This window comes from Mannheimia glucosida (assembly GCF_046267875.1).
Lineage (GTDB): Bacteria > Pseudomonadota > Gammaproteobacteria > Enterobacterales > Pasteurellaceae > Mannheimia > Mannheimia glucosida.
Genome location: NZ_CP176502.1, coordinates 452,912 through 469,636, shown reverse-complemented (window position 1 = coordinate 469,636; position 16,725 = coordinate 452,912). Strand labels below are relative to the sequence as shown.

The 16,725-nt window shown below is 44.3% G+C and carries 12 protein-coding genes, 2 tRNA genes and 4 rRNA genes; 11 read left to right on the top strand and 7 right to left on the bottom strand.

What is annotated here, in order from left to right; translation table 11 throughout:
* Window positions 1–38 precede the first annotated feature (38 nt).
* Entirely contained in the window at window positions 39–800 is a 762-nt protein-coding gene (gene udp / locus ACJ7Z2_RS02380) for a uridine phosphorylase (protein WP_006248264.1), read from the top strand.
* Window positions 801–860: 60 nt separating this feature from the next.
* Window positions 861–1,352: a chorismate--pyruvate lyase family protein gene (locus tag ACJ7Z2_RS02375; protein WP_409500667.1), complete on the top strand. Its 492-nt coding sequence runs from the start codon at window positions 861–863 to the stop codon at window positions 1,350–1,352.
* Between the two features lie 37 nt (window positions 1,353–1,389).
* Here ACJ7Z2_RS02375 and ACJ7Z2_RS02370 read toward each other — a convergent pair whose 3' ends face one another.
* Window positions 1,390–2,259, bottom strand: a complete 870-nt coding sequence (locus tag ACJ7Z2_RS02370) for an NAD(P)-dependent oxidoreductase (protein ID WP_409500666.1) — start codon at window positions 2,257–2,259, stop codon at window positions 1,390–1,392.
* Window positions 2,260–2,388: 129 nt separating this feature from the next.
* Between ACJ7Z2_RS02370 and murI the strand changes: the two genes are divergently transcribed.
* From murI to xerD, 8 genes are all read left to right on the top strand, one after another.
* Window positions 2,389–3,180, top strand: a complete 792-nt coding sequence (gene murI / locus ACJ7Z2_RS02365; RefSeq protein ID WP_409500665.1) for a glutamate racemase — start codon at window positions 2,389–2,391, stop codon at window positions 3,178–3,180.
* 344 nt (window positions 3,181–3,524) lie between these two features.
* Window positions 3,525–5,064 (top strand): 16S ribosomal RNA (locus ACJ7Z2_RS02360).
* A gap of 168 nt (window positions 5,065–5,232) precedes the next feature.
* A tRNA-Glu gene (locus ACJ7Z2_RS02355) sits at window positions 5,233–5,308 on the top strand.
* 249 nt (window positions 5,309–5,557) lie between these two features.
* Window positions 5,558–8,455 (top strand): 23S ribosomal RNA (locus ACJ7Z2_RS02350).
* A gap of 123 nt (window positions 8,456–8,578) precedes the next feature.
* A 5S ribosomal RNA gene (rrf, locus tag ACJ7Z2_RS02345) occupies window positions 8,579–8,694 on the top strand.
* A 76-nt stretch (window positions 8,695–8,770) separates the two neighbouring features.
* Window positions 8,771–8,886: ribosomal RNA gene (rrf, locus tag ACJ7Z2_RS02340) — 5S ribosomal RNA — on the top strand.
* Together the 16S, 23S and 5S rRNA genes with 2 tRNA genes alongside form the textbook arrangement of a ribosomal RNA operon.
* 10 nt (window positions 8,887–8,896) lie before the next feature.
* Window positions 8,897–8,973 (top strand) — tRNA-Asp (locus ACJ7Z2_RS02335).
* A gap of 116 nt (window positions 8,974–9,089) precedes the next feature.
* The gene (gene xerD, locus ACJ7Z2_RS02330) at window positions 9,090–9,983 is read left to right on the top strand and encodes a site-specific tyrosine recombinase XerD (protein ID WP_154703601.1); all 894 of its coding nucleotides are present in this window, start codon (window positions 9,090–9,092) and stop codon (window positions 9,981–9,983) included.
* Here xerD and tilS read toward each other — a convergent pair.
* Window positions 9,973–11,238: a tRNA lysidine(34) synthetase TilS gene (tilS, locus tag ACJ7Z2_RS02325; RefSeq protein WP_409500664.1), complete on the bottom strand. Its 1,266-nt coding sequence runs from the start codon at window positions 11,236–11,238 to the stop codon at window positions 9,973–9,975. The genes xerD and tilS overlap by 11 nt on opposite strands.
* Window positions 11,239–12,597, bottom strand: a complete 1,359-nt coding sequence (gene mnmE / locus ACJ7Z2_RS02320; protein WP_409500663.1) for a tRNA uridine-5-carboxymethylaminomethyl(34) synthesis GTPase MnmE — start codon at window positions 12,595–12,597, stop codon at window positions 11,239–11,241.
* A 196-nt stretch (window positions 12,598–12,793) separates the two neighbouring features.
* On the opposite strand from mnmE, the gene ACJ7Z2_RS02315 reads away from it, so the two are divergent.
* Window positions 12,794–13,858, top strand: coding sequence for an MFS transporter (locus ACJ7Z2_RS02315; protein ID WP_409500662.1), 1,065 nt, complete (start codon window positions 12,794–12,796; stop codon window positions 13,856–13,858).
* Window positions 13,859–13,904: 46 nt separating this feature from the next.
* On the opposite strand, the gene ACJ7Z2_RS02310 is transcribed toward ACJ7Z2_RS02315, so the two are convergent.
* The 4 genes from ACJ7Z2_RS02310 to ACJ7Z2_RS02295 all read right to left on the bottom strand — a co-directional run bounded on the left by ACJ7Z2_RS02310 (window position 13,905) and on the right by ACJ7Z2_RS02295 (window position 16,633).
* The gene (locus ACJ7Z2_RS02310) at window positions 13,905–14,420 is read right to left on the bottom strand and encodes a protein disulfide oxidoreductase (RefSeq protein WP_409500661.1); all 516 of its coding nucleotides are present in this window, start codon (window positions 14,418–14,420) and stop codon (window positions 13,905–13,907) included.
* Between the two features lie 65 nt (window positions 14,421–14,485).
* Window positions 14,486–15,115, bottom strand: coding sequence for an FKBP-type peptidyl-prolyl cis-trans isomerase (locus ACJ7Z2_RS02305; RefSeq protein ID WP_126301366.1), 630 nt, complete (start codon window positions 15,113–15,115; stop codon window positions 14,486–14,488).
* A 147-nt stretch (window positions 15,116–15,262) separates the two neighbouring features.
* Window positions 15,263–15,931, bottom strand: a complete 669-nt coding sequence (locus ACJ7Z2_RS02300; protein WP_232019682.1) for a ComEA family DNA-binding protein — start codon at window positions 15,929–15,931, stop codon at window positions 15,263–15,265.
* 135 nt (window positions 15,932–16,066) lie between these two features.
* A complete protein-coding gene (locus ACJ7Z2_RS02295; RefSeq protein WP_126301365.1) occupies window positions 16,067–16,633 on the bottom strand; it encodes a DUF5358 domain-containing protein in 567 nt (188 codons plus the stop codon).
* Between the last annotated feature and the right edge of the window lie 92 nt (window positions 16,634–16,725).

The following is a 16,725-nucleotide window of genomic DNA, read 5'->3' as shown; positions in this document are numbered from 1 at the left end:
AATGGTTTATATTCAGTTAGATAGATAGGAGACAACAAATGTCTGAAGTATTTCATTTAGGTTTAACCAAAGCCATGCTCAAAGGTGCAAAAATTGCAATCGTTCCGGGCGATCCGGCTAGAAGTGAACGTATTGCCAAAAAAATGGACAACCCAGAGTTTTTAGCCTCAACCCGTGAATTTACCTCTTGGTTAGGTTATTTAGATGGCGAACCGGTGGTGGTTTGTTCAACCGGTATTGGCGGACCGTCGGTGTCGATTTGTGTGGAAGAGTTAGCACAGTTAGGTGTTCGCACATTCTTACGCATTGGCACAACAGGTGCAATTCAAGAGCATATTAATGTAGGCGATATTTTAATTACCACCGGAGCGGTGCGTTTAGATGGTGCGAGCCAACATTTTGCACCAATGGAATATCCTGCAGTAGCGAATTTTGAATGTACTAATGCTCTTTATGCAGCAGCAGTGGAATCAGGCGTTACACCTTATGTGGGGATTACAGCTTCATCAGACACTTTCTACCCGGGGCAAGAACGTTACGACACTTTCACCGGCAAGATCTATCGTCATTTCCAAGGTTCATTAAAACAGTGGCAAGATCTCAATGTTATGAATTTTGAAATGGAATCCGCCACTCTCTTTACGATGTGTTCGGCATTAGGCTTGCGAGCAGGTATGGTTGCCGGTGTAATTGTAAACCGCACTCAACAAGAGATTCCGAATGAAGCAACCATTCACGACACTGAACATAAAGCCGTTTCGGTAGTTGTGGAAGCAGCAAGAAAATTAATTAAAGGCTAATCTTTAAATTTAAAAGCAAAAAAGGTAAATTGTCTTTGTTACAATTTACCTTTTTGTTTTATGTTTATTAATTATCGAAAAATTCTTTCCGAATCTGTTTGGCATTTGGAAACCGACTGCCTCTATCTATCCTCTTCCCAACAAGAATGGCTTTTGCACGAAGGGTCGCTTACCCAAAAACTCCTTGAGGTCGCAACTAATTTCAACGTGGAAGTGGTGCAAGAAAAGTGGATTGCAAAAAACAGTGAAAAAACGACCGCTTGTAATGAAGATGTTTGGTCGCGAGAAGTGTTACTGAAAGATGGTGAAAAAAATTGGATTTTTGCCCAAACTCTTGTGCCAAGATCAACAATCGAAAATATCGCTCAAAACGTGTTGGAATTGGGCAATCAGCCGATTGGTTTATGGCTATTTTCTCAAAATCCGACTAGAACCAAATTAGAATGGACACAAACGGAGAACGGTTTATTCGCTCGGCGTGGGGTGTATGAAATTAGAGGATATTCTCTGGAAATTCGAGAGCTTTTTTTAGAAACCTTTCCTTATTTATAAAAAAATCGGTTGGTAATGACACCAACCGATTTTCATCTTATTTTGCCAAGAACTGATAAATTGCAGCCATATCCACTTCGCTTAAGCCTGAATCATTGGCTTGATTGTAGGTTTTAGTCGCTTGCTCAATAAGCGGGTAAGATTTGCCTAATTTCGCAATTTCTTCGCTCGCCAAATTAAAATCTTTGGTCATATGTTTCATCATAAACGCGGGCGGAAATTCATTAGCTTGGTACATCGGCACTTTTGCTTGGAAGATCGGGCTGTTCATAAACGAGCCTGAAATCATTTCGATTACTTTCTCTTTCGGAATGCCATATTGGTCGGCGAAGTTTAACGCCTCGCCATAGGCTTGAATGAAGATGCCCAGTAGCGAGTTGATCATCAATTTAATCCCACCGGCTTTACCCACTTCACCATAATAGAAAGTGGTGGTACTAAAGGCAGCGAAAAGCGGTTTGAGCAACTCAACGGTTTCTTCTTTACCGGCAGCCAGCACCAATAGTTTACCTGCTTCTGCCACTTTACTTGAACCGGAAACCGGAGCTTCAACAAATTCCGCACCGTGTTGGGCTAGTAGAGCTTCTATCGCTTGGTTTTGGCTTGGTGAAATGGTACTCATATTCACCACCACTTTGCAGTTTAATTCAGCCAACACTTCATCGCTTAATACCTGTTGTACGGCAGCATAGTCTGCAATCATCAAGAAAATCACATCGTAGGCTTTCACCAATTCCAATACGGAAGGATATAATGTGCCACCTGCTTCAACTACCTTTTCTGCTTTCGCCGGGTTGCGGTTGTAAACGCCTACTTTTACCCCACTATTAAGCAAATGTTTAGCCATTGGTTCGCCCATTTGCCCTAAACCAATCCAACCGACTGCTTGTGTATTAATGTTTTTCATTATTTTTCTCCTTACTGAATAAAGCAAGTTGATTATTGCGATTTTCCCTCATCAAGTCAAATAGAGAGAACTTGAATATAGCAATGGAAAAGAGTAGCATTTTAGCACTTACTTTTTTGAACAATACCAATGAAACCAACAATTCTTTTATACGATTCCGGAATGGGCGGATTGACGATTTACGATGAAATCCGAAAAGTGTTACCGCACGCTCACTATTTATATTGCTTTGATAACGCTTTTTTCCCATATTCCGAGAAGTCGGAAGCAGTTTTAATTGAGCGAGCGGTCAAAATTGTGCAAAAATTTGCAGAAAAACAACCGCTTGATATGGTTGTTGTTGCTTGTAATACGGCAAGCACAGTGGTTCTGCCGGCATTGCGTGAGCATTTTAATTTTCCGATAGTAGGAACTGTACCGGCAATTAAACCGGCAGCGGCAATTTCCGAAACTAAACTCATCGGCTTGCTCGCCACTAAAGGCACGGTTGCTCGCCCTTATGTTAATGAATTGATTGCAAAATATGCACAAGATTGCACCGTAGAAAAAATTGGCACAACCGATTTGGTTGAAATTGTTGAAGAAAAACAACGAACCGGTAAAGTGGATATGAACCGACTACAAAAAGTGGTCGAGGCTTGGCAAGGTAAGCCGGAATTGGATACGGTTATACTCGGTTGTACCCATTTTCCCTTAGTCAAAGCTGAATTACAGCAATTATTGCCCGATGTGAAATATTTTGTTGATCCGGGTGTAGGTATTGCTAAACGGGTGCTAAGCCTTTTGGAAGAACGCAAATTTCAACAAAAAGCCGATTTTGAAAATCAAGCATTCTGCACTAAACAAAGTTCTGCATTTAATATCAAACAAGACGTTATGCAGAATTGGGGATTTAATAATCTTTCGGTGATTGACATTTAAACAAAACAATCTGTTTTGATGAAAAAAGGTTCAGTTGAGCAAAAACTTTAAAAAAGGGCTTGCACTCAATTTTAAAATCCCTATAATACGCAGCACACAACGACGCGCTGTTGTGAACGATTTAAAATTGATTTCCAGTGCGTCGTTTCTTTTTGTTCTTTAACAATTTATCAGACAATCTGTGTGGGCACTTGTTGATTGACTTGATTTAAAAATATTTTTTAATTTTGAAGTCTTAGTAGGTGCTAACTAGAAATTCATTACTTTCTTTTAACCTGATTTTAATTAGGTTTAAATTTGAAAGTGCGATTTTATGTCAGCAGTATTGAGCGATTAAACTTTTTGAATTGAAGAGTTTGATCATGGCTCAGATTGAACGCTGGCGGCAGGCTTAACACATGCAAGTCGAACGGTAGCAGGAAGAAGCTTGCTTCTTTGCTGACGAGTGGCGGACGGGTGAGTAATGCTTGGGAATCTGGCTTATGGAGGGGGATAACTACTGGAAACGGTAGCTAATACCGCGTAATGTCTTAGGACTAAAGGGTGGGACCATTTGGCCACCTGCCATAAGATGAGCCCAAGTGGGATTAGGTAGTTGGTGAGGTAAAGGCTCACCAAGCCCGCGATCTCTAGCTGGTCTGAGAGGATGACCAGCCACACTGGAACTGAGACACGGTCCAGACTCCTACGGGAGGCAGCAGTGGGGAATATTGCACAATGGGGGGAACCCTGATGCAGCCATGCCGCGTGAATGAAGAAGGCCTTCGGGTTGTAAAGTTCTTTCGGTGACGAGGAAGGCGATTGTTTTAATAGAACAGTCGATTGACGTTAATCACAGAAGAAGCACCGGCTAACTCCGTGCCAGCAGCCGCGGTAATACGGGGGGTGCGAGCGTTAATCGGAATAACTGGGCGTAAAGGGCACGCAGGCGGTTGTTTAAGTGAGGTGTGAAAGCCCCGGGCTTAACCTGGGAATTGCATTTCAGACTGGACAACTAGAGTACTTTAGGGAGGGGTAGAATTCCACGTGTAGCGGTGAAATGCGTAGAGATGTGGAGGAATACCGAAGGCGAAGGCAGCCCCTTGGGAATGTACTGACGCTCATGTGCGAAAGCGTGGGGAGCAAACAGGATTAGATACCCTGGTAGTCCACGCCGTAAACGCTGTCGATTTGGGGATTGGGCTTTAAGCTTGGTGCCCGTAGCTAACGTGATAAATCGACCGCCTGGGGAGTACGGCCGCAAGGTTAAAACTCAAATGAATTGACGGGGGCCCGCACAAGCGGTGGAGCATGTGGTTTAATTCGATGCAACGCGAAGAACCTTACCTACTCTTGACATCCATGGAATCTTGTAGAGATATGAGAGTGCCTTCGGGAACCATGAGACAGGTGCTGCATGGCTGTCGTCAGCTCGTGTTGTGAAATGTTGGGTTAAGTCCCGCAACGAGCGCAACCCTTATCCTTTGTTGCCAGCGATACGGTCGGGAACTCAAAGGAGACTGCCGGTGATAAACCGGAGGAAGGTGGGGATGACGTCAAGTCATCATGGCCCTTACGAGTAGGGCTACACACGTGCTACAATGGCGTATACAGAGGGCGGCGAGCCAGCGATGGGGAGCGAATCTCAGAAAGTACGTCTAAGTCCGGATTGGAGTCTGCAACTCGACTCCATGAAGTCGGAATCGCTAGTAATCGCAAATCAGAATGTTGCGGTGAATACGTTCCCGGGCCTTGTACACACCGCCCGTCACACCATGGGAGTGGGTTGTACCAGAAGTAGATAGCTTAACCGAAAGGGGGGCGTTTACCACGGTATGATTCATGACTGGGGTGAAGTCGTAACAAGGTAACCGTAGGGGAACCTGCGGTTGGATCACCTCCTTACCGATAATCAAGAACGACAGCAAGTGTTCACACAGATTGTTTGATAGATGAATGAGAGAAGATGAGTGAAAGATAGTCATTCAAGCGGTAAAAATCTTGAAGATTTTTGCAAAATTGGCTAAAATATTCCACTCACAAATGGCAAAGTGGAAAGCATCTTTAAATGTTGTCCCCATCGTCTAGAGGCCTAGGACATCGCCCTTTCACGGCGGTAACCGGGGTTCGAATCCCCGTGGGGACGCCATTTAAAGATGATTTTTATTGTCTTCTGTTCTTTAACAATATAGAAACAAGCTGAAAAACTGAGAGATATTTCAAGTTCGTTACGCATAAGTAATTATACATAAGTGATAACGAATAAATTGAAAGTCTGAGTAGTAAAAAATCTTGACTGAACAAAAGCAGTCAAGTGTTTAGTTGTAAACTGACTTCATAGTTTTTTACTTTTTACTTTTAATTTTTTAGAAGTGTTAGAAAACATTTGAGGTTGTATAGTTAAGTGACTAAGCGCACAAGGTGGATGCCTTGGCAATCAGAGGCGATGAAGGACGTGCTAATCTGCGAAAAGCTTGGATGAGTCGATAAGAGGCGTTTAATCCAAGATGTCCGAATGGGGAAACCCAGTAGGTGAAGAACCTACTATCACCCAGTGAATACATAGCTGTGTGAGGCAAACCGGGAGAACTGAAACATCTAAGTACCCCGAGGAAAAGAAATCAACCGAGATTTCGTTAGTAGCGGCGAGCGAACGCGAAAGAGCCAGTTAGTGATAGCAGTGAAGTTAGGGGAATGTTCTGGGAAGGACAATCGTAGAGGGTGATAATCCCGTACCTTAAAACCTTATTGTGATACTAGGCTAACAACAAGTAGGGCGGGACACGTGATATCCTGTTTGAAGATGGGGGGACCATCCTCCAAGGCTAAATACTCCTGATTGACCGATAGTGAACCAGTACTGTGAAGGAAAGGCGAAAAGAACCCCGGTGAGGGGAGTGAAATAGAACCTGAAACCTTGTGCGTACAAGCAGTGGGAGCAGATTTATTCTGTGACTGCGTACCTTTTGTATAATGGGTCAGCGACTTATATTTTGTAGCAAGGTTAACTGAATAAGGGAGCCGAAGGGAAACCGAGTCTTAACTGGGCGTCTAGTTGCAAGGTATAGACCCGAAACCCGGTGATCTAGCCATGGGCAGGTTGAAGGTTGGGTAACACTAACTGGAGGACCGAACCGACTAATGTTGAAAAATTAGCGGATGACTTGTGGCTGGGGGTGAAAGGCCAATCAAACCGGGAGATAGCTGGTTCTCCCCGAAATCTATTTAGGTAGAGCCTTGAGCGGACACCTTCGGGGGTAGAGCACTGTTTCGGCTAGGGGTCCATCCCGGATTACCAACCCGATGCAAACTGCGAATACCGAAGAGTGATACTCAGGAGACACACGGTGGGTGCTAACGTCCATCGTGGAGAGGGAAACAACCCAGACCGCCAGCTAAGGTCCCAAAGTCTATATTAAGTGGGAAACGAAGTGGGAAGGCTTAGACAGCTAGGATGTTGGCTTAGAAGCAGCCACCATTTAAAGAAAGCGTAATAGCTCACTAGTCGAGTCGGCCTGCGCGGAAGATGTAACGGGGCTCAAATATAGCACCGAAGCTGCGGCATCAGACGAAAGTCTGTTGGGTAGGGGAGCGTCGTGTAAGCGGAAGAAGGTGGATTGAGAAGTCTGCTGGACGTATCACGAGTGCGAATGCTGACATAAGTAACGATAAAACGAGTGAAAAACTCGTTCGCCGGAAGACCAAGGGTTCCTGTCCAACGTTAATCGGGGCAGGGTGAGTCGGCCCCTAAGGCGAGGCTGAAAAGCGTAGTCGATGGGAAACGGGTTAATATTCCCGTACTTGTAATAACTGCGATGTGGGGACGGAGAAGGTTAGGTTAGCAGACTGTTGGATGTCTGTTTAAGCCGGTAGGTGGGAAGATTAGGCAAATCCGGTCTTCCTTAACACCGAGAAGTGATGACGAGTCTCTACGGAGATGAAGTAACTGATACCACGCTTCCAGGAAAAGCCACTAAGCTTCAGGTTATTATAAACCGTACTATAAACCGACACAGGTGGTCAGGTAGAGAATACTCAGGCGCTTGAGAGAACTCGGGTGAAGGAACTAGGCAAAATAGCACCGTAACTTCGGGAGAAGGTGCGCCGGCGTAGATTGTAACCCCTCGCGGGTGAAGGTTGAACCGGTCGAAGATACCAGCTGGCTGCAACTGTTTATTAAAAACACAGCACTCTGCAAACACGAAAGTGGACGTATAGGGTGTGATGCCTGCCCGGTGCTGGAAGGTTAATTGATGGTGTTATCGAAAGAGAAGCTCCTGATCGAAGCCCCAGTAAACGGCGGCCGTAACTATAACGGTCCTAAGGTAGCGAAATTCCTTGTCGGGTAAGTTCCGACCTGCACGAATGGCATAATGATGGCCAGGCTGTCTCCACCCGAGACTCAGTGAAATTGAAATCGCCGTGAAGATGCGGTGTACCCGCGGCTAGACGGAAAGACCCCGTGAACCTTTACTATAGCTTGACACTGAACATTGAATTTTGATGTGTAGGATAGGTGGGAGCCTTAGAAGCAGTCACGCCAGTGATTGTGGAGGCGTCCTTGAAATACCACCCTTTAACGTTTGATGTTCTAACGAAGATTACGAAACGTGGTCTCGGACAGTGTCTGGTGGGTAGTTTGACTGGGGCGGTCTCCTCCCAAAGAGTAACGGAGGAGCACGAAGGTTTGCTAATCACGGTCGGACATCGTGAGGTTAGTGCAATGGTATAAGCAAGCTTAACTGCGAGACAGACAAGTCGAGCAGGTGCGAAAGCAGGTCATAGTGATCCGGTGGTTCTGAATGGAAGGGCCATCGCTCAACGGATAAAAGGTACTCCGGGGATAACAGGCTGATACCGCCCAAGAGTTCATATCGACGGCGGTGTTTGGCACCTCGATGTCGGCTCATCACATCCTGGGGCTGAAGTAGGTCCCAAGGGTATGGCTGTTCGCCATTTAAAGTGGTACGCGAGCTGGGTTTAGAACGTCGTGAGACAGTTCGGTCCCTATCTGCCGTGGGCGTTGGAGAATTGAGAGGGGCTGCTCCTAGTACGAGAGGACCGGAGTGGACGCATCACTGGTGTTCCAGTTGTCTCGCCAGAGGCATTGCTGGGTAGCTACATGCGGAAGAGATAAGTGCTGAAAGCATCTAAGCACGAAACTTGCCTCGAGATGAGTTCTCCCACACAATAAGTGTGTAAGGGTTGTTGGAGACTACGACGTAGATAGGCTGGGTGTGTAAGTGTTGTGAGACATTGAGCTAACCAGTACTAATTGCCCGAGAGGCTTAACTATACAACGCTCAAATGTTTTTAGGCTTGTTTTTGTATTGAGAAGAAAGAACGAAAATAGAGAAGAAATGAATCAAAGTGAAGTTAATGGCATAATTAACTGAAACTGAAGATAGAAAAGAATTTTCCCGACGACAAGAGTGCTGTGGTCCTACCTGACCCCATACCGAACTCAGAAGTAAAACGCAGTGACGTCGATGGTAGTGTGGTGATTCGCCATGTGAGAGTAGAGCATCGTCGGGGGTTTTAATTTATTTAGTGAGTTTATTAATAAGTAAACAAACAACAATTAGTAAACTGACTAAATAGAACGAATTTGATTGATAACCAGAGTGCTGTGGCTCTACCTGACTCCATCCCGAACTCAGAAGTAAAACGCAGTAACGCCGATGGTAGTGTGGTGATTCGCCATGTGAGAGTAGGGCATTATCAATCTATTAATTTAGGAGCGGTAGTTCAGCTGGTTAGAATACCTGCCTGTCACGCAGGGGGTCGCGGGTTCGAGTCCCGTCCGTTCCGCCAATAATTTAAACCGATTAGCATAAGCTAATCGGTTTTTTCGTTTCTATCGCTTTTGTATTTTTATAGATTTAATTCTGTTAAAATTTGCAAAATTTCTTGAAAAAATACCCGCTTGTATGGCTGAGCTTGACCCGATTATTGAACAATTTCTTGATACCCTATGGCAAGAACACGGTTTGTCTGAAAATACTGTTGCCTCTTATCGTTCTGACTTAGAGCGTTTTTCTGATTATTTTTCTGAACCTAAAGCATTTCTGTCTCTCGATCATATCGACTTACAAGGTTTTCTCGGCGAGCGTTTGGAGCAAGGCTATAAGGCGACAAGTTCTGCTCGAATGTTGAGTTGTTTAAGGAAATTTTTCCGTTTTTTATGCCTTGAGCATTATCGCCAACATGACCCGACTTTAACCCTTTCTTCCCCTAAACGGGGTGCTTCTTTACCCAAATCCTTAAGTGAAGATCAGGTGATGGATTTGTTAGATGCCCCGAATACGTTAGATCCGATAGAGTTACGGGATAAAGCAATGCTGGAGCTGCTGTATGCCACCGGGTTGCGGGTAACGGAGCTGGTTTCGCTTTCGATGGATAATATCAGCCTCAAACAAGGGGTAGTGAGAATTATCGGTAAAGGGGATAAAGAGCGGTTAGTGCCATTGGGCGAGGAGGCGAATTATTGGATACAGGAATTTTTCCAATACGGTCGTCCTATTTTGCTGAATAATCAGCAGTCTGATGTGGTATTTCCGAGTCGGCGAGGGCAGCAGATGACAAGGCAGACCTTTTGGCATCGGATTAAGCACTATGCCGTGCTTGCCGGTATTGATGCGGATAAACTTTCGCCTCACGTGCTTCGCCACGCCTTTGCGACCCATTTGGTCAATCACGGGGCTGATTTGCGAGTGGTACAGATGTTGTTGGGGCATAGTGATTTATCGACTACCCAGATTTACACTCAAGTGGCGAAAACCCGTTTGAAATCGCTGCATCAGCAATTTCACCCTAGAGGATAGGCAATAAGCCCACTAATTCGTCTTGCCAAAAAATCAGCGGTGTACGATTGCGTTCCCAAACGGGTATGCCGTGGTTTTGCCAAATCTTTTTCATTTCTTCCCGCTGCGTTTTGCCATAGCATTTTACTTTGCCTCGTTGACCGATTTTAATGGATATAGTTGATTGAGCTAGCTCTTGAGGAAGTTGCAAGCGGTGATTTTTCCCGTTTTTTTTGCAAATGATCTCTTGTTGTTGGCGAATAATGGTACCGAGCTGATAAGGTAATTCCACTTTGCTTTCAGTGGTAAGTGCTATCTCAAACGGAGGAATGTCGGCGATTTCTTCAGTGACGTAAATAGCTTGTTGATAGCGTCTGATGATATTCTCACCGAGTTTAACCTGCGGGTTTTTATCTGCTTTTGCAAAAATCAGTTCAGAAATGACCGCTTGTAGCTGGGCTTGGCTTGGCATTTTCACACCGTTTTGTTCCAACCAAAGGCGGACAAGTTGCTGTTGCTTGACAAGCGAAAATTGCTCAAAGCCGTTAATGTTGAGCTGTTGTTTTTCCCCCATTCGTGAATTGAGTTCATCGCTTAATAGCTCTTCTATCAAGGCTTGTTGTTCTGCACAATGCTGAGCGGAACGGGCAACCATTTGGCTGAAGTGCTGCCAACGTTGGTTGAGTAGTGGCAAGATGCTATTGCGAAGGAAATTACGGTCGTAACGGTTATCGGCATTGCTTTCGTCCTCAATCCAACCTAGCTGATGTTGAACGGCATAACCCATCAAATCTGACTTAGTGAAAGTGAGTAGCGGTCGAAAAACGGTAAAATTTTGCAAGAAAGTGACCGCTTGCATTGCCGATAATCCGTTGACCCCGCTACCTCGTTTGAGGGCGAGCAAAAAAGTTTCGGCTTGGTCATCTAAATGGTGGGCGGTGGCGAATACTTCATTGGGCTTGAGTTGTTGTTGAATGGCTTGGTAACGAGCTTCTCTCGCCCCGTTCTCAACGCCGTTAGAGCTATCCACTCTAACCTTTTGCAAAATAAAGGGAATATTTAACCGCTTGCAATATTGCTCGCAAAATGTTGCCCAGTCGTCCGCATTTGGGCTTAGCCCGTGGTGGACATAAATTGCCCTGACATTAAATGAGGTACGGGCAAAAAGATGGAGTAGTACCACCGAATCCACGCCACCGCTTAAGCCGACTAAAAAGGCGGTTTGGTTAGGCAAATGCGTTGCACACTGGGTTTGAAAGAGGTTAAAAAGTGCCATTTATTTACCGATGCAAAATGAGCTGAAAATGTTGCCTAATAGGTCATCAGAGGTGAATTGACCGGTAATTTCACTTAAGGCATTTTGCACCATACGCAACTCTTCTGCCAATAATTCACCGGCTAAGAATTGGGTAAGCTGAATATGCCCTCGCTCTAAATGCTCGGCAGCGGTTTCCAATGCTTGCAAATGACGGCGGCGAGCCAAGAATCCACCTTCCGTAGAACTTTGATAGCCCATTGATTTCTTCAAGTGTTCACGCAATAAATCAACCCCGACTTTGGTTTGGGCAGAGAGGCGAATCATCGTGAAATCGTCCACTTGGATTAAGCCTTCCTGCTCGCCGGATAAATCGACTTTGTTACGAATCACAGTTACCGGCATATTTGCCGGCAGTTTGGCTAAAAATTCCGCCCATTCTTGTCGGAACTGATCGGCTTGTTGCTCGGTGCTGTCAATCATTAATAAAACGTGGTCGGCTTGGGCGATTTCTTCCCAAGCACGTTGAATGCCGATACGTTCCACCTCATCACTGGCATCACGGAGACCGGCTGTGTCGATAATATGCAACGGCATTCCGTCAATATGAATATGTTCACGCAACACATCACGGGTTGTGCCGGCAATATTGGTTACAATCGCCGCCTCTCGCCCGGCTAAGGCGTTAAGCAAGCTGGATTTCCCCGCATTCGGGCGACCGGCAATCACTACTTTCATTCCTTCACGCAGAATCGAGCCTTGTTTCGCTTCACGGCGAACACCGTCTAATTGAGCGATAATCTCATTTAATTTTGCCTCGATTTTACCGTCTGCCAGAAAGTCAATTTCCTCATCGGGGAAGTCAATCGCCGCTTCCACATAAGTGCGTAAATAAATTACTGAATCAACTAACGCATTGATTTTATCAGAAAATTCACCCTGTAGTGATTTTAGGGCTGAACGAGCGGCTTGCTCGCTGGTGGCGTCAATTAAATCCGCAATCGCTTCAGCTTGGGCAAGGTCGAGCTTATCGTTTAAAAATGCCTGTTCGGAAAATTCACCGGCTCGGGCAATGCGTAGCCCCTTAACTTGTAAAATGCGTTTGAGCAGTAAATCTAAAATAACCTGCCCGCCGTGTCCTTGAAGTTCAAGCACATCTTCGCCGGTAAAGGAGTTGGGAGCTTTAAAGAATAAGGCAATGCCTTGATCCAACACAGTGCCGTCTTCGTCTTTAAACGGCAAATAATTTGCGATACGGGGTGGCAATGTTTTGCCTAATACGGCTTGAGCAACGGTTTCGGCAAGCGGACCGGAAACTCGCAGAATCCCCACACCGCCTCTGCCAATCGGTGTTGCTTGGGCAACAATGGTGTCTTTCATTTTCTTGTTTATCGTAGGGGCGAGTCCTGTGCTCGCCCGCAAGTTATCATTGGTATTTAGGCGGGCACAGGACCCGCTACTACATATCGCTTATCATACCGAAACCCACACCAAAGGTAAAACAAAAGCCGATTGATTGGGGCTGGCTTAAAAGGTAGAATAGCTGCTCTTTATTTAACCAATTCAACCATTCTGAATGTCTTTAGAAAAACTGTTACTTCTTCGTCGATTTATTTCCACTACCGCCTTTTTTTCAATGCAAAGCGTGTTTTTCTTTTATTTAAAAGAGAAAGGGTTAGATAACGCCCAAATTGCTTTTTCCCTTTCGTTGCTGTTGTTTTGTAATCAGGCGTTGGCAATTTTAGCCGGCATTTGGGGTGATCGCTACGGCTTGGCAAAAATGATGTTATTGGGCTGTTTATTAGATGTGGTTGCCTATATGCTGTTTTTGGCGGCGGATAATTACTTTATTTTATTGCTGGCAACCACTTGCTTTGGGTTGGGAAGTTGCTTATTCGGCACCAATGCCAGAGCCTGTTTATTGGCGATTGCCGGTGATGAATATGCCGCCAAAACCCGTTTGCAAGGCAAATATCTAAAAGTGACCAGTATGTCTTCAATGCTTGCCCCGCTGATTATTATTCCGTTTATTCGGTTTGAGATGATTGAAACGCTGATTTGGATCTGCTTTATTTTGGAAGCCGGTTTGTTTGTGTTTATGGTGAAACCTTTCTATTCGGTGGAAGGCGTGAATGGCGGCGTGAAATTTCGTTTCGCACAAATTAAGGAAATCATCAACAAAGAGTTTTTGTTCGCTCACTTAATGCTATTTGTGCCGCTGAGTGTGGCATCGTCCTATTTTATTATTTTTCCGTATTTATTCGACAATGTCCTGCACGCACCGGAGCATTCGCCGATTGCGTTATTCATCAACGGTGTTTTAACCGTCAGTTTGCAATCGACTTTTTCTCGTAAAATCAACCTCACCAAACTGCAATTAATTTGGATTTCGCCGTTATTAGCGGTGGCGATTATTGCCCCTTGGTTTATTGCAGTAAAAGTCGCAACTCTGACCGCTGCCTATATTTACACTGTGATTTTTACGGTGGTGGAAGTGTACGCCCTCACGGCAATGGCAAATTTGCTGGTGAAATTTGACAACGGCAAAAACCGAGGCTTTATTTTTGGCTCATCAAGGCTGATTTTATCGATCACTACAATGATGACGATGAATTTAGTACCGCTTGTCTTTTTGATATAAACAAGCGGTCGGATTTAGTGGATTTTTTGCAAATGAAAGGAATCGTTTAATACAACACGTCTGCCAGCCATAGTCTGAATTTTAAGCTCAAATAGCTGGTATAACCGGTGGTGTGGTGGGCGATTTTGCCGTCTTTAATAATCAAGATGGTTGGGGTGGCTTGAATATTCCAACCTCGAGAGAAATCACCACTTGGGTCATTCAGAGTAGCAAAAGTGTAGCCGTTTTCATTGAGATAGGCTTGTACTTCATTTTCATCGCCGGATTTCAGGGCAACACCTAAAACTTCCGTGCCGTCATTCGCTAATTGTTGGATATTCGGCGAAACCACTTGGCAATAGTGGCACCAACTTCCCCAAAAATAGAGTAGCATCGGCTTCTCGTGGCTTAATTGGGCGATTACTTTCGGCTGGTGTTGAATATCATAATGCACGGTTTGCTCAAATTGTGCCGGAGCGGAGGGCGAGCGATACCAATCAACCACCAAGCTAATAATGATAAACAGGCTGCCGTAGAGGAAAATATTTTTAACTAAGCGAGACAGGAGTGATTTTTTCTGCATAATATAGTTATCTTAAATAGCAAAAACCTGTGAAATGCCTTCACAGGTTTTTTATTTGAGTTTGATTAGAGAATATCAAGCAATTCCACTTCAAACACTAAGGTCGCAAATGGTGGAATTGATGCACCTGCACCACGTTCGCCGTAGGCTAATTCTTGTGGAATGGTTAAACGCCATTTTGAGCCAACCGGCATTAATTGCAATGCTTCTGTCCAACCACGAATCACGCCGTTTACCGGGAATTCTGCCGGCTGACCACGTTTTACCGAGCTGTCAAACACGGTGCCGTCAATTAATGAACCGGTGTAGTGAACACGCACGGTTGAAGTCGCAGTCGGTTTTTCGCCTGTGCCTTCGGTTAAAATTTCATATTGTAAACCGCTGTCGGTAACGATTACACCGCTTGCTTTTTTATTCTCTTCCAAGAACGCTTTGTTTTCGGCATCAATCGCTTTGAAAGCTTCAGCTTGAGCTGCTTCCGCACGCTGACCTAATTCTTGTAATGCTGCGGTCACTTCATTGATGTCGATTGCCGGCTCATTGTTGTTTAATACATCATAAATACCACGGGCAACGGCTTCTGAGTTTACGTCCATTCCGCTGCCTAAAAGTTGCTGACCAATTTGTAAACCGATACCGTAACCGCCTTTTGCTTCTACTGAATCTAATCCAACTGAATTGAAATCTAATGCCATTTTCTGTTCCTTTTGAGTTTATTGAATACTGTATTGAAAGAAATACGATTCACTTAATGGGGGTGAAATTTAAGAATACAAGGTGTGAAATGAACAAGCGGTTATTTTTCTGCAAAATTTTGCAACAAAATAACCGCTTGCAGAACATTAGAAAGTTAAATATGGAGCAACTTTCTCAATGGTTGCATCGCCAATGCCGGGAATGTTAGCCAGTTCTGCTGCATTTTTGATTTTACCGTGTTTTTTGCGGTATTCTACAATCGCTTTGGCTTTTGCTTCACCAATGCCGGTAAGCGATTGTAATTGCTCTTCGTTGGCAGTGTTGATATTCACTTTTTGTGATTTTTTCACTGCTGACATTTTTTCTGTTGCAGCTGCTTTCATTGAGGCTGCTTTTTCAGCGGTTGCGGTTTTGGCTGAATTTAAGGTTTCACGAGCAGTTGCAGCTTTCTCTGCGGTGGCGGCTTTTGCTTCCTGAGCTTTCACTTTCATTGTGTCGCTTGCCGAAGCCGCTTTCGCTTTGATCATATCGGTTTTTTCTGCTGTGGTAGCTTTTACTGTGTCCATTTTATTTTTGGCGGAATTTTTGATTGATTCGGTTTTGGCTTTTGCTGCCTCCATTTTTTCCGCAGAACCGACTTTTAACTCTGCCGCTTTCTCTTTCGTTGCTTCTTTAGCCGCAGTTGCTTTTTCGGCAACAGAGGCTTTAACTGCGTTCATTTGTTCAGCCGCAGTAGGTTGAGTAGTTTGTGCAAATGAAGTAGCTGAAACAGCCATTGCTACGCCCAATGCTAATAATGTTTTTAATGCTTTCATTGAAAATCCTTAAATATAAAAGAGGGAAAATAATTGAAAAAAACTGTATTTTAAGACTGATGCTTTAGATAAAAGTTCAATCGGTAGGGCGTAAATAGCTCGGTTGTTATTAAAACAACCGAGTATTGATGCTCACTAGAGAAGTAACATACTGCCCCATTTGATAATATCGAAGAAGAATTTATTATCATTGGTAGCAACTTTATCGCCTGATTTGGTTTGGTTGTTTGCATCTTCAATCATACCGCTTTGATACTGCCCTTTTACCACTGCTAAATCATTTTTCGCATTAGTGCGTAGGGTCGCACATTGTTTTTTCGGTAATGCTTCAACTGCTTCGTTATTTTTCAATTTTTTGAATAAATACTGAGCATAACCCATTGATTTTTCATCATTTTGAATGATTTTTACATACTGCTCGCCGATAATCTCTTCAAGCGGATAGAAAAACACATATTGCGAGAAAATATAAGAATCTTCTTTGGAAAAATGCTCTTGCTGAATACGGGTTAAATTGGGGTAGATACACTGTTTTGCCTGTTCGCTGGCAATCACCCATTTTTGAGCATTTTCTTCTGAAAGCACATAATCGGCATTCGCAAATTCGCCCGGGAAAGTTGTTTGTGTTGGATTTTCATTGGCGTTGGAACCGCAAGCGGCTAAAACCAAGCCTGTAGAAAGTAATGCTATTTTTCTTAACATTCTGACCTCTGTCTTAAAATTTTTGTGCATTGTAGCAAAAAAACAGCGGCTGACCATTGCAAATTTTCAGCGAAAAATGACCGCTTGTTTTT